This window comes from Paenarthrobacter sp. Z7-10, assembly GCF_026932795.1.
In the GTDB taxonomy this organism is placed as follows: Bacteria; Actinomycetota; Actinomycetes; order Actinomycetales; family Micrococcaceae; genus Arthrobacter_M.
The window spans coordinates 19,263-31,615 of the sequence record NZ_JADPVH010000049.1 but is presented as its reverse complement, the minus strand read 5'-3'; the positions used below and the strand labels follow the sequence as shown (position 1 = coordinate 31,615).

The following is a 12,353-nucleotide window of genomic DNA, read 5'->3' as shown; positions in this document are numbered from 1 at the left end:
CAGCTGTTTGCAGATCGGCTCGACCCCATATTCGTCCTTGTTCTCATCGATGTAGGCGATCATCGTCGGGAGGGGCGGTCGAGCTCCGCCGCGAAAAAAGCCGATGCTGATTTCAAGATCGCGTTGGCCCGGCGCAACTCAACCACTTCACGCTCCAGCTCAGCCACGCGGGTTGCCTCATCGGTAGTAGTGCCAGGACGCACGCCCTGATCGATCTCCACTGTGCGGACCCAGCCACGGATCGTGTCCGCCGGGATGCCCAGCTGCGCGCCGATCCTGGTAAACGCGCCACGCCGGCCACTGGGATTCTTCTGGGCGTCCATCACCAGGCGGACCGCCCTCTGGCGAAGCTCATCAGGATACTTCTTTGGTGCTGCCATGGTGCTCATCCTTTCAAGGACTCAACACCCTCCATTAAACCCGGGGCGGTTCAGGTCGTGCAGCGGACGCCAAATAACGTGGTGTGAGCTGGCGAGTACCAGGTCTCATGAACACGTGAGGGCACTGCCGAGCCACTCCACCACCAAATTCAGGGCAAGCGTGCCGGTAGAACACCAAAAAAGACGACAGGCCAAGGGCCGCCAGTCCTTTCATCTCTTCCTTTGCACGGGAAAATCTATTAGAAAAGTGTGGATGCCTCTGGATCGGCCCGCTCATCAGCGGGCCTAACACGGCTGGATGCAGCCATGTTCCGGGGCAGCCTAACGCACGGCACGCGACTTGGCGGCGAAGGCCGCGCGGCCGATGCCGCGCCGTCGCCGACTGCACCGTTGGCTCGTCGGTCATCCCAGACATGGTCAAGCATGTTCTCCCGCTGCGTACCCAAAATTAGGTGCGCGGCGCCCGGGCCTTTAAGGAGACCTTGAATCGAAACCGGTCGGCCGGCACGGCCAATGCGTTCATCAGGCCAGGTGCTCATGGCGAGTCTGCTCGGCGTCAGTGGAACCGGGATTCAAGCGGTGGCCGGTGGCGTCGGAGAGTTCGCGCTGCAAACGGCCGTTGGTGCCGCCGTCGGCACGGATCAGGCTTCCTCGCCGTCTTCCTGCCGGGATCATCATCGGCGACGCCCGGGTACTGTACAAGATTTAGATCGAGCGCTTCGCCTCCGGAATCGCAAGTATCTCGGAAATTGTGGCATCCGTGATCCTGGGGTTGAGCATCTCAGTGGGCATGTTCATCCTCGGCTCGGGTACGGCCCACGCGCAAACACTTTATTCAATCATCTTCATTGTCGTCCTCATTTCAATGATCGTTCAGGGGGGTCTGATTCCGTACCTGGCCTCGAAGTTCCGGGTTCCGATGCGTCACCTCGAACAGCAGCCCTAGGCTTCGGGAATGCGGTTCAGCGACGGACAGCACGGCCTCCACCGACTAACTGTTGGAAAGGATTCCCCTACCGGCGGCGCGACGATCGCCGACCTGAGTTTGGGCGAAGACGGCTGGATCAGCATCATTTAATACCCGTGGGACCCCAATGTATGCAATGAGCCCACGGCCGGGGCGGCCGCTTACTGCCGCTGCGCTTGCAGCGACGTGGCGAACACCCATTCTTTCCCGCGGCGGACAAGACCGAATTCACGGAAACATTCGGTTTCCGCCGTCATGAAATCTGCTTCTGCCCGGGCCTGTGCCGCAGGCCTGGGATCCTCGAGAGCGGCACGTGCCAGGGCGCGTCGGGCGTGCTCGTACTTTTCATTTGTCACCGTGCTGACGTGCCCGTCCGGATAGATCAGGAACGTTCCCCCGTTGGTGTGGACCTGGGGACGCTCGGTCGGGTCGAGACCGGAGAGCGGGAGTTGGGATTCGGCTGACTGATCGTTCATGTTTGCTCCAGTGCAGTTGCCATTGCCGCTATGCGACATGCGGTTTCGTGATTTCGTCGTTGGGGTCTTCGGCTTGTTCCGCGGATGCCGGATTCGGGGACGCCGCCGTGGTCCGGATGGACCCGGGCGCGCCGTCCCGGTTGTTTTCGCAGGCACCGCAGTCGCCGCACGAGAGAGAATCCGCAGGATTGCTTCCTGGTTGAGCCAGCCTCGCAGCGTGCCGTCGTCGTCCATCACCGGTATCCCCGCGCTTCCGGACGAATCCAGTACCGCATGCAGCACTGACTCCAGCGTGACGTTGGGCAACACGGTGGCCGGCATTTCGGCGACATCGGAAAGCGGAATCCGATCGCCGTCGTCATCACTGCTCAGCACGGCAGCGAGATGTTGAACGGTGACAATGCCGATCAGCCTCCCGTCGGCATCCGTGACGGGAAGGGCAGGATGTTTTGACGCCAGCAGCCGCAGTGCACCGTCGGCAATACTGAGGTCCCCGGGAAGTGCACGCAGGGAGGTGTCCATGATTCCCTCGACGCGCGTGCCGCGCAGCATCTCCGTGCCCGGGTGTCGCTCAAGATCCACTCCGCGGCGGCGCAGCTTGAGGGTGTAGACGGTGTCCTTACTCATGGCCTTCGAAACGCCCGTGGCGACGACGATGGCCAGCATCAGGGGCAGAATGATGGAGTATTCCCCCGTCAGCTCGAACATGATGATGACTGCGGTGATGGGCGCCCGCGCTGCTCCGGCGAAGACTGCCCCCATCCCCACCAGTGCGAAAGCTCCGACCTGTCCGTGCAGGTCCGGCTGCAAGAGTCCGGCTACCTCGCCGAACGCAGCCCCGAGCATCGCTCCGATGAACAGCGACGGCGCGAAGACACCGCCGGAGCCTCCGATACCGATCGTCAGGCTGGTGGCAACGATCTTGCCGACCAGCAATACGACCAGGAATCCGATGGCGTACGTGCCTGCGACGCCCGCCTGCAGGACGGGGTAACCGACCCCGTACATCTGCGGCAGAATCAGCAGGAGCAACCCGAGAAGGACCCCCCCAGCCACGGGTCGCAGCCACGCCGGACCTCTCCATGCCCAGTCGCACAGATCTTCGATCTTGTACAAAATCCGGGTGAAGCCAACACCGGTAACTGCTGCGAGCAGGCCCAGCAGGATAAACAACGGGTATTCTGCGGCTGAGGTGATCGTAAAGGGAGGCAGCGTCAGGAACGCTTGGTTTCCCAGGAATGCCCGCCCGATGATGGATGCCGTTACGGAGGCCAAGACCACCGCGCCGAAGGATCCGGCGGCAAAGTCCGACAGCAGGAGTTCCAGCGCGAAGAATACCCCGGCGATCGGGGCGTTGAACGTGGCAGCGATTCCGCCGGCAGCACCGCAGGCAACCAGGGCCCGGACTCTGGATTCGGGCATCCGGAATACGCGTGCGAGCCAGGATCCCAGTGCCGAGCCGATCTGCACGATCGGCCCCTCCCTGCCAACCGATCCTCCGGACCCGATACAAATGGCCGAGGCCAGCGCCTTCACTAGCGCCACGCGGCCCTTGATCCGGCCCCCGTGCTGGCTGACGGCGTACATGACCTCGGGAACTCCATGACCACGGGCCTCCGGGGCGAACCGCTGGACCAAGGGCCCGTAGACCAGGCCGCCCACGACCGGGGCAAGGACTACGAACGCCCCGCCCAGCCAGGGCAGCCACGGATGGCCAGGGTGGCCGTGGCTGGCGGAGTAATCGCCCGTGCCGGTAAAGATGAGCGTGGCGGTGGTGATCAGCCAGCGAAAGGCGACGGCAGCCAGTCCCGCTCCGGCACCGACGAGAACGGCCATCGCCACCAGTTGATAGGACGTTCCGGCGAGCCTGAATTGAAGAGGGCTCCCGGGTCCCCTTAGGGGCCATGGCCGGGCGATTGGGTGCTGCGCTGTCAAGTAAAAACCTTTTGTAGATGATCTAATGCATTATATGTAGTATAGCAACTATGACATTCCCATCAGGACTGGACCAACCATCACGGCATCGCGCTGCGGGGCAACCAGGGCAAGAAGTCGTTGACAGGTCGTTGACGGCGTCACGGGCGCTATTGGGTGTCATAGCCCGATCGTTGGCACCCGTCATGGACGCGGTCACCCTCCCGCAGTTCCGGGTACTGGTGGTGCTGTCCAACTTCGGCCCGCTGCGAATGGGAGATCTCGCCTTACACCTCGGAGCCAACCAGTCCAGCTTCAGCCGCTTCGCTGACCGGATGGTTTCCGGCGGACTGATCACCCGTACGGCGAGTTCTGAGAGTCGGCGCGAGGTGATCATCTCCCTTACCGACGAGGGCTCACGCGTCTACTCGGATGTCACCCGCGCCCGGCGGCAGGAAATCTCCGATGTCTTGGATCGCCTCTCGACTTCCGAACAGGAAACCGTGTTGGCGGGGTTCGAGGTATTCGCGCGCGCCGCCGGTGAGCCGGCGGCCGACGAAACACTGATATTGGGGATCTAGGAGTGCCCTGGCCAACCGCATTACCCGCTCCTGCCGGAGGCGCTGCGGTTTCTTCCATGAGTGGACCCATGTGGATGCCCCAGCAGGCGCCGACCTTGGCACGGGTGCTGGCGTGGCACCCCCAACCCCTTCCCGTGTTGCCACTGATCGTAGTCGCCCTGCTGGTTGCCTATGGCTGGGGCGTCCTCCGCCTGCACCGCCGCGGCATCCACTGGCCGATGGGACGCACCCTCTCCTGGCTCGCGGGCGTCGCTTCGATACTGATGGTTACTGCCACCGGGATCGACGGCTACGGAATGGAGCTCTTCAGCATCCACATGATTCAGCACATGGTGCTGAACATGTTCTCTCCCGTCTTACTCGTTCTCGGAGCCCCGATCACGCTCTTGCTGCGGGCGCTGCCCGCAGGCTCGGGGCGAAGGGGATCTCTGCGCCGGGGAGTCCTCTGGCTCCTGCATACCAGAGTGGCGGCGCTGCTGACGCATCCCGCGGTCACGTTTGTACTGTTTATCATGAGCCTGTATGGCCTTTACTTCACGCCCGCCTTCGATTACCTGATGGGTACTTGGTGGGGCCATAATCTGATGCTGGTGCACTTCCTGCTCATCGGCTTTCTCTATTTCTGGGGGGTGCTCGGCGTCGACCCGTCGCCGCGAAAATCGGCGCGCGGACTCCGCACCGTGGCGGGACCTGTCCTGCCGGTCCTCGAGCTGGCGGCCACCGCCCCGTTCCACGCCTTCTTCGGAGTAGTAGTCATGATGTCCACCAGCCTGCTGGTGGGCTTTTACTCCACGGCCGTCCCCGGCTGGCACCTGTCGCCACTGACAGACCAGGCCACGGGCGGCGGAATTGCTTGGGGTTTCACCGAGCTACCCACGCTGCTGGTGCTCGGCGCACTTGTTCTGAAGTGGCAAAAGTCCGACCAGCGCGCGACCCGCACGGCGGATCGCCGCGTCGCACGCGAGGGCGACGCCGATTTGGACAACTACAACGACTATCTGCAGGCACTGAATCTGCGGAACGGCATCAGGCATTGAGATGAGTCACCCTGACGCCGTTGCGGGACTGGTCCTCTACTCCTTCACACTGGGTCTGGTAGCCGCGGTGAACCCCTGCGGATTCCCCATGTTGCCCGCTTATCTGGCACTCTTTGCCGGAACCAGGTCCGGACCGACTGGCGGCCGCATTGCGGGCGCCTTGCTCTGCGGGGCCAGCATGTGCGCCGGCTTCGTGGTCGCATTCGGATCTCTTGGGCTGGTCCTGCAGGGCGGTGCCGAGGAGGAAGGATTGTTCGCGGAGGGGGAGACGATTGCGGGGCAACGGGACCTTCTTTCCGGTCTAAGTGACGTCAGGGCTTACCCTGAGCTAACTGCGGGCATATTCGAGAAATCGTCAGTGCCGAAAGGGCGGTCTGGTAGCGTGGCAGTCCATCCGGCCCGACTTGTCTCGAGGGTATGGCGGTTTCGGCACCATAATGAAGGGGAGGTTTGATCGACGTCGTGCGAGGGGCCACGAGGACGTGGTGGTGCGGTTCGCCCTGGCCCGTTTCGGGCATGACCTGAGCGCTGCATAGTCACGAACGAATGACTCAGCACAACTGTGGCGAAGGGCACGCGACGGACTGCGCCGTGACCCGAGGGGCGTGCCTGCCGCGGCGAGCACTGATCGTAATCGGAAATATTGTGCCGATCTGCTCACGCTGCGCCGCGGCATCTTCGATGGGGACGAATTCGGAAGAATATTGCGTAACGCGGTGATCTCCCCGTAGCCGGCGTCCCCGACCAGGATCGGAGGCCGGTAGCCCCAGGTCCCGAGTTCGTTGATCATCTCCAGCGCCATCGCCCATTTCGTACGATGGCGTTGGACCTCGGGTATCTGCGCCTTGGCCCGGCGTGCGGCGATCATTTCCGCTTGGGCATTCGTGTCCGCGGACGTGTCATCCCAGGCCTGGGGTATGTAGAGCCGCCAGTCCAGCGGGCAGGAGGCCTTATCGGTCGCGGCGTGGATACTCACGGCGATCTGGCAGTTGCCGATCTTGCCCAACGTGCCCGAATACTGCCGGGCGACACCGGGAGAGGAGTCGCCTTCCTTCTTGAATCCGGTATCGTCAACCACCCAGGCATCGGGGCCGATCACCTCCACGGCTCTGCGCACCAGGACCCGGCGCACCGGCTCGACCTTCCACGGCGAGGTGGAGACGAACTGCTGCAGCTGCTGGTCATCAATCCCGAGCCGGGCACCCATCGGCTGCATGGACTTCCGCCGCCCGTCCAGCATCAGACCGTGCAGATACAGGCTCCCCTTGTTCCGCTGATCCGCCCGCGGAACAGACGCGAACACATCCTGAACGAACGCTTCCAGTTCCGCTTTGGTCTCGGCAAGCTCATCCGGTTTCATGTCAGGAAAATTAACAGGATCGGTTAGGGATTAAAAGCCGCCACGCAGACATGACTAAGTACTACTAGATACCGCGAGGCCGCCCGCGTCCGGCGCGCTTCGTGTCCACACTTTGGCGGGTTTTGTGTACGGATCAGAAGCAAACAGGCGCCTGACCTGTCGTAACACTGTGCCCGAGGTGCGACTCGAACCGGCTTCTGGCCCTTGCAAACACTGGGCTTCCGCGGAAACGAGACTTCACGCCACGATGAACACGCCGTTCGCAGCCTGCGCGCCGGGTTGCCTTATTTGGAGCGTGCCAAATACGCACGTGACTTCCCGAGGGTGCATACTTAGCCAAACCCTCGCCGCGAAAGCGGTGTCGAGATACTTGATCAACGATGACAGGACACCGGATGACCATGACTCAGACGACGCTTGACGAGACGGTCGCGCAGGTGACGGCAGTGGCCGCGGCTCACGCCGACCAGGTCGATACCGACGGCATCTTCCCCATCGATTCAGTTGCGGCGCTCCGCACGAGCGGCCTGCTCGGGCTGGTGATCAGCGAGGACGCCGGAGGCATGGGCGCCGGTCCAGCCGAGTTCATCGAGGTGATCGGCTCCATCGCCGCCGCCTGCGGTTCGACCGCGATGATCTATCTGATGCATGTCGCTGCCGCGGTGACCGTGGCATCCGCCCCCCCAGCCGCGATGACGGACCTCCTCTCGCGGATGGCGTCGGGCGAGGTTCTAGGCACCCTCGCCTTCAGTGAAAAAGGGTCGCGCTCGCACTTCTGGGCTCCCGTGTCGGAATCCGTCGCCGACGGGGACGACCTGCGCTTCACGGCCGACAAGAGCTGGGTGACCTCGGCCGGCTACGCCGATGTGTATGTGATGTCATCGAGGAGCGCGGTCGACCCCGAGACAGTCGACCTGTACGCGATCCCGTCCGCCACCGCGGGTCTGGAGATCGCCGGTCCCTGGAGCGGGCTGGGGCTGCGCGGCAACGCGTCGAGCCCGATGTCAGTGTCGGTGACGATACCGTCCAGCTATCGCATCGGCGAGGCAGGCAGCGGGTTCGCCACGATGATGGCCGCCGTGCTGCCGTGGTTTAACCTGGGCAACTCTGCTGTGTCGCTCGGGCTCTCTCGGGCGGCGGTGGACGCGGCGACGACACACGTGACCGGCGTCCGACTGCAGCATCTGGACCAGGCGCTGTCCGCGTTACCGACCATCCGTGCCCAAGTGGCGAAAATGAGCATTGCACTCGCCGTCCAGCGCTCCTACCTTGCGCAGGCAGCCGCACGGGTCGCGACCCCAGCCGATGACACCGCGCTGTTCGTGCTCGGGGTGAAAGCCTCGGCGAACGACGCCGCGCTGACAATTACCGAATCGGCGATGCGGGTCTGCGGAGGTGCGGCGTTCTCGAAGCATCTGCCGATCGAGCGTGCGTTCCGGGATGCGCGCGCCGGCTCGGTCATGGCCCCCACCGCCGACGTGCTCTACGATTTCTACGGCAAGGCCCTCACCGGCCTTCCACTGTTCTGAGCGCCGGATGTCGAAGCTAATCGGAGCCCCCCTGCTCGTCGGAGCGGTCGCCTACACGCCGAACGTCGTTCCCATCTGGGAAGGCATTCGCGACTACTTTGACGAGCCCGCTTCGGCCATGGATTTCGTGCTGTTCTCCAACTACGGCCGCTTGGTCGACGCTTTGCAGGCCGGGATGATCGACATTGCCTGGAATACCAACCTGGCTTACGCGCGTGCCGTGCTGCAGACCGATGGGCATGTGCGGGCGCTCGCCATGCGCGACACGGACGCCGCGTTTTCGACGGTGTTCGTGGCGGCCGCGGGAAGCGGATGGTCCGGCCCCAGCGACATCGCGACCCGGCGCCTGGCACTCGGGTCGGCGGACTCAGCTCACGCCGCGATCCTGCCCCTGCACTACCTCCGCGCAGCCGGCGTGGATGTAAAGCACATGCAGTTGCGACGCTTTGACAGTGACATCGGCAAGCACGGTGACACCGGCCGCAGCGAGCTGGACGCGATCGACGCGGTACTTGCCGGTGATGCTGATGTCGCCGCCATCGGCATCACGGTCTGGGAGAACCTCGGCCGCGGCGAGCTGATGCCCGGGATGCTCGAGCCGGTATGGCAGACCGAGACCTACTCGCACTGCATGTTCACCGCCCTCGACACCCTGCCCGAGTCAGTGTACGCGCCGTGGGTGGCGAAGCTGCTCGCCATGGACTGGGAGGTTCCCGCACACCGGCGCATCCTCGAGCTGGAGGGACTGACCGAATGGGTGCAGCCGCATCTGGAGGGCTATACGGGTCTGTTCGAGGCGATCGAGGAGCAGGGGGTGGACGCTCGATGGTAGTCATGGCGCTGATGCGCACCGTCGAACAGCTCGCCGAGGGTGACACTGCCGAGTTCGCGGTGGCGTCAGCAAGCGAACTTGAACTCGTGCGCCGCTGGTGCGAGAAGACCGGCAACACCCTCGTCAGTACCCTGATGGTCGAGCAGGACACCGGTAACGTCACCGTCGGTCGGGGCCGGCCGCGCAACCCGGCCTCGATGATCCCCGCCGACCGGATGCCTGGTGCCCGGCTGTGGCTGTACACGAACTTCCACTGCAACCTGGCCTGCGACTACTGCTGCGTCGCTTCCTCGCCGAAGACCGACCAGCGACTACTCGGTATCGACGCCATCCAGGCGCTCGTCGCCGAAGCCGCCGCGTGGGGCGTGCGCGAGCTGTATCTCACCGGCGGCGAGCCGTTCCTGCTGCCCGACATCGATGCGATCGTGCAGGCCTGCGTCGACCGGCTGCCGACCACCCTACTGACCAACGGGATGCTGTTCCGTGGCCAGGGCCTGCGCAAACTGCAGGCGATGCCCCGCGAGGGACTCGCGCTGCAGATCAGCGTGGACTCCCCCACCGCCGAGGTCCATGACCTGCACCGCGGCACCGGCAGTTGGAAGCGGGCGCTTGCCGGCATTCGGGTTGCACTCACCGAGGGCTTCACCGTGCGGGTCGCCGCGACGATCTCGGCGCACGACGACCCGGCCCTCGACGAGCTGCACGCCCTCTTCGACGGGCTCGGAATCCCGCGAGCCGATCAGGTGATCCGCCCCATCGCGCACCAGGGCGTCGCCGATGAGGGGGTCGCGTTCTCGCGCGAATCGCTCATCCCCGAGGTGACCGTCACGGCTGAAGGCATCTACTGGCATCCAGTTGCCGCGCTCGACGAGAACGCGCTCGTGAGTCGACAGATCCTGCCGCTCGCTCCCACGCTCGACCGGGTGAGCGAACTCTTCACCCAACAGTGGTCGTCGGTGACGGCCGCCACCTCGATGTTCGCCTGCGCCTGAAACGGAACGAGAACGCCATGACTAGTACAACCCGGACCACGGAAGCGTCGGGCATCAACCAGATCGAGACTGGTCGCGCCGCCCGCGCCGTGCTCGCGGCCGTACGGATCGCCGTTGGGCTCATGTGGCTCCAGAACGTGGACTGGAAACGCCCGCCCGACTTCGGGCAGGCCTCCCAGAGTGGTCTGTACCAGTTCACCTCCGACGCGGTGAAGCATCCGGTGCTCGAACCCTTCAGTTGGCTGGTGCAGAACGTTATCTTCCCTAACTTCGCGCTCTTCGGCTGGGGGGTGTTGATCGTCGAGTTCTGCCTCGGGGCGTTCCTGCTCGTGGGATTCCTGACGCGCTTTTGGGCGGCCATCGGTATCCTGCAGACCATAGCCATCACCCTCTCGGTGCTGAACACGCCGGGAGAGTGGCAGTGGAGTTACTACCTGATGTTCGCCGCGCAATTCGTAATCCTGGCGACCGCGGCCGGGCGTATCGCCGGCGTCGACGGGCTGCTGAGACCTCGGTGGTCATCCGCGGCGGGTCGTCCGGCCCGGATCGCGATGGTCCTCTCATGAGCGGCACCGCGGACACCCGTTCTGCCCCCACGCCGAGGGATTGGCGGGCCCGCGGCCTGATAGTCGCCGGCTTCGCCGCCCTGAGCGCCCTGTTCGCGCTGGTGCACTACACGCCACTGCAGTTCGTCTCGGTCAACCTGGTGCAGGCACTTGTGTTCCTCGGACTGGGCACCCTCGCCGCGCTGGGCTGCGCGCTGCGGATGCCCGTGCTCCTGTTCTCGGCCGGCACGATCCTAATTGTCATCGGACTGGTGCGCCTCGTCACCTACGGTCTGACGATCGGCATCATCTCCGGCTCGGTCAACGCCGCCGCCTTGATGGTTGGGCTCGGCGCCGCGTTCCTCGCGATATGGATCACCTCGCGGCCGTTGCAAGAGAAAAGTTGACAAGAACATCGTTGATTTCCGGATACTCGCGGTAACACAGGTGGCCAGTTGTCACCTTATTTATCAGAGCTGACGCCACACAGGCCGGAATCGACGTCACTTTGCCCCGCAATCGTACTCCCCGCAGTGAACAGTCCTCCCGCATCTTTAGCCTCGCCGTCGGAGTCCTCATTCCAGTCCTGATCGTTCTCCTTCGTCCAGTGCTTTTCGGACACGAAGTCCGCCTTGGCGCTGGGCCGGTGTTTATCGTCGTCGTGCTGGTAGTAGGAGTACCAGCGGTGCTGATAGGACAGCGCTTCGGTCGTCGACTCGCTAGTGACCGCATCGAGGTCGCGCTCCGCACACCAAACGGTAGGTGGCAGCATGGACGAGTCAGCGTCAGCTTGGCTCACCTGAGCTTCAGCCTTACCTTTGGCAGGTTCGCATGCCCCACGGGCGCCCGCAGGAACTGGAAGCGAAAGAACTCGCCGAGGACACCGGGCGACGCCCCCGGCTAAGCCACATCTTGTCGATCAACCCACAGTTGCACATCATCGACATGGCGACCGACTACGGCCCCAAGGAACTGGCGGCCCTGCCGAGCCAGATCACGGAACTGAAAGATCTGCTCAATGCATGAGACCCCAAAACCCTACTAACTGCCGGCCGCGTAGAAGAAACCACAAATTCCGCTGTCCGAAATCCCCGCGGCAGCTCAGATCTGGGCGCCATGGCTAGCTCGCACAACGGGAACTCTTGATAGTAGCCGCCAACGATCCGTACTGGGCTGGGGCCTTGCATCGCTGCAAGGTCAGTTTCTGCGGGGCTTTAGTGCAAGGTCCGGGCGTTCGATGCCTCGTCCTGACCAACTCGCGGGGCTGAAATGATGTGGCAGATATCGGCGTCGGAGCAATCGGCTGGATCGAGATCGTGACTCGATTCAATGAGTCGTCCAAGATCAGCTGCCAGGGCGGCGAGTTCGAACTGGCGTGCTCGGACATCAGCGAGTTTTTCCTCGAGGAGGCCCGAGACGTGGGCGCAGGGTGCGTCACCGGAATCACGCTGGGTGAGGATGCCCGTGATGTCTGCCAGCGTGAGTCCGGCGGATTGGGAGGCGCGGACAAACTGCAGCCGGCTGATGACAGTATCATTGTAGATTCGGTAACCGTTCGGCGCCCGGTTTGCGGTGGGCAGCAGACCTTGGCGTTCGTAGAAACGGATGGTTTGAGTGTCGATGCCGGTGGCGGCGCTGACTTCCCCGATGAGCATGATCTCAGTCTAACGCTTGACCTTATACTCAACTTCAAGGTTTAGGGTTTCGGGTATGGAGATCACGCTGCCGTATTTCGACGGT

Annotated in this window: 13 protein-coding genes, 1 pseudogene and 1 other annotated feature; of the genes and pseudogenes, 9 read left to right on the top strand and 5 right to left on the bottom strand. The window is 63.5% G+C overall.

The features are described 5' to 3' along the window. Positions 1 to 102: a sequence feature (AL1L pseudoknot), on the bottom strand. This feature is flagged as partial in the annotation. Next, a complete protein-coding gene (locus IV498_RS14145) occupies positions 60 to 380 on the bottom strand; it encodes a transposase (RefSeq protein WP_269047613.1) in 321 nt (106 codons plus the stop codon). Its footprint overlaps the feature before it by 43 nt. 751 nt (positions 381 to 1,131) lie before the next feature. Between IV498_RS14145 and IV498_RS14140 the strand changes: the two genes are divergently transcribed. Further along, positions 1,132 to 1,326: a hypothetical protein gene (locus IV498_RS14140; protein WP_269047612.1), complete on the top strand. Its 195-nt coding sequence runs from the start codon at positions 1,132 to 1,134 to the stop codon at positions 1,324 to 1,326. Positions 1,327 to 1,508: 182 nt separating this feature from the next. Here the strand turns inward: IV498_RS14140 and IV498_RS14135 are convergent, their stop codons facing one another. Beyond that, a complete protein-coding gene (locus IV498_RS14135; RefSeq protein ID WP_269047610.1) occupies positions 1,509 to 3,758 on the bottom strand; it encodes a chloride channel protein in 2,250 nt (749 codons plus the stop codon). Between the two features lie 185 nt (positions 3,759 to 3,943). On the opposite strand from IV498_RS14135, the gene IV498_RS14130 reads away from it, so the two are divergent. Together IV498_RS14130 and IV498_RS14125 are read left to right on the top strand one after the other, a co-directional pair. Then, positions 3,944 to 4,318, top strand: a complete 375-nt coding sequence (locus tag IV498_RS14130; protein WP_269047608.1) for a MarR family transcriptional regulator — start codon at positions 3,944 to 3,946, stop codon at positions 4,316 to 4,318. Positions 4,319 to 4,386: 68 nt separating this feature from the next. Then, positions 4,387 to 5,355 carry a cytochrome c oxidase assembly protein gene (locus IV498_RS14125; RefSeq protein ID WP_269047606.1) on the top strand — a complete coding sequence of 323 codons (969 nt, stop codon included), beginning with the start codon at positions 4,387 to 4,389 and terminating at the stop codon, positions 5,353 to 5,355. A gap of 706 nt (positions 5,356 to 6,061) precedes the next feature. On the opposite strand, the pseudogene IV498_RS14120 reads toward IV498_RS14125, so the two are convergent. After that, a pseudogene (locus tag IV498_RS14120) lies at positions 6,062 to 6,715 on the bottom strand (IS701 family transposase); the annotation flags it as partial. A gap of 395 nt (positions 6,716 to 7,110) precedes the next feature. Between IV498_RS14120 and fadE16 the strand changes: the two are divergent. The 5 genes from fadE16 to IV498_RS14095 are packed head-to-tail and all read left to right on the top strand — an operon-like array spanning position 7,111 to position 11,020. Then, positions 7,111 to 8,244: an Rv1679 family acyl-CoA dehydrogenase gene (gene fadE16 / locus IV498_RS14115; protein WP_269047602.1), complete on the top strand. Its 1,134-nt coding sequence runs from the start codon at positions 7,111 to 7,113 to the stop codon at positions 8,242 to 8,244. 7 nt (positions 8,245 to 8,251) lie between these two features. Then, the gene (locus IV498_RS14110; RefSeq protein ID WP_269047601.1) at positions 8,252 to 9,076 is read left to right on the top strand and encodes an Rv1680 family SBP-like protein; all 825 of its coding nucleotides are present in this window, start codon (positions 8,252 to 8,254) and stop codon (positions 9,074 to 9,076) included. Further along, on the top strand, positions 9,070 to 10,068 hold the full coding sequence (locus tag IV498_RS14105; protein WP_269047599.1) for an Rv1681 family radical SAM protein: 999 nt from the start codon (positions 9,070 to 9,072) through the stop codon (positions 10,066 to 10,068). Before IV498_RS14110 ends, IV498_RS14105 begins: the two co-directional genes overlap by 7 nt. A 17-nt stretch (positions 10,069 to 10,085) precedes the next feature. After that, complete coding sequence (locus tag IV498_RS14100) at positions 10,086 to 10,634, top strand: DoxX family protein (RefSeq protein WP_269047597.1); 549 nt, start codon at positions 10,086 to 10,088, stop codon at positions 10,632 to 10,634. Further along, positions 10,631 to 11,020 carry an Rv1678 family membrane protein gene (locus tag IV498_RS14095; RefSeq protein ID WP_269047595.1) on the top strand — a complete coding sequence of 130 codons (390 nt, stop codon included), beginning with the start codon at positions 10,631 to 10,633 and terminating at the stop codon, positions 11,018 to 11,020. The genes IV498_RS14100 and IV498_RS14095 overlap by 4 nt, the downstream gene beginning before the upstream one ends. 56 nt (positions 11,021 to 11,076) lie before the next feature. Here the strand turns inward: IV498_RS14095 and IV498_RS14090 are convergent, their stop codons facing one another. Then, the gene (locus IV498_RS14090; RefSeq protein ID WP_269047594.1) at positions 11,077 to 11,412 is read right to left on the bottom strand and encodes a hypothetical protein; all 336 of its coding nucleotides are present in this window, start codon (positions 11,410 to 11,412) and stop codon (positions 11,077 to 11,079) included. Between the two features lie 32 nt (positions 11,413 to 11,444). On the opposite strand from IV498_RS14090, the gene IV498_RS14085 reads away from it, so the two are divergent. Then, complete coding sequence (locus IV498_RS14085) at positions 11,445 to 11,639, top strand: hypothetical protein (protein ID WP_269047593.1); 195 nt, start codon at positions 11,445 to 11,447, stop codon at positions 11,637 to 11,639. A gap of 188 nt (positions 11,640 to 11,827) precedes the next feature. Here IV498_RS14085 and IV498_RS14080 read toward each other — a convergent pair whose 3' ends face one another. Further along, positions 11,828 to 12,268, bottom strand: a complete 441-nt coding sequence (locus IV498_RS14080; RefSeq protein WP_269047592.1) for a heavy metal-responsive transcriptional regulator — start codon at positions 12,266 to 12,268, stop codon at positions 11,828 to 11,830. Positions 12,269 to 12,353: the final 85 nt, after the last annotated feature.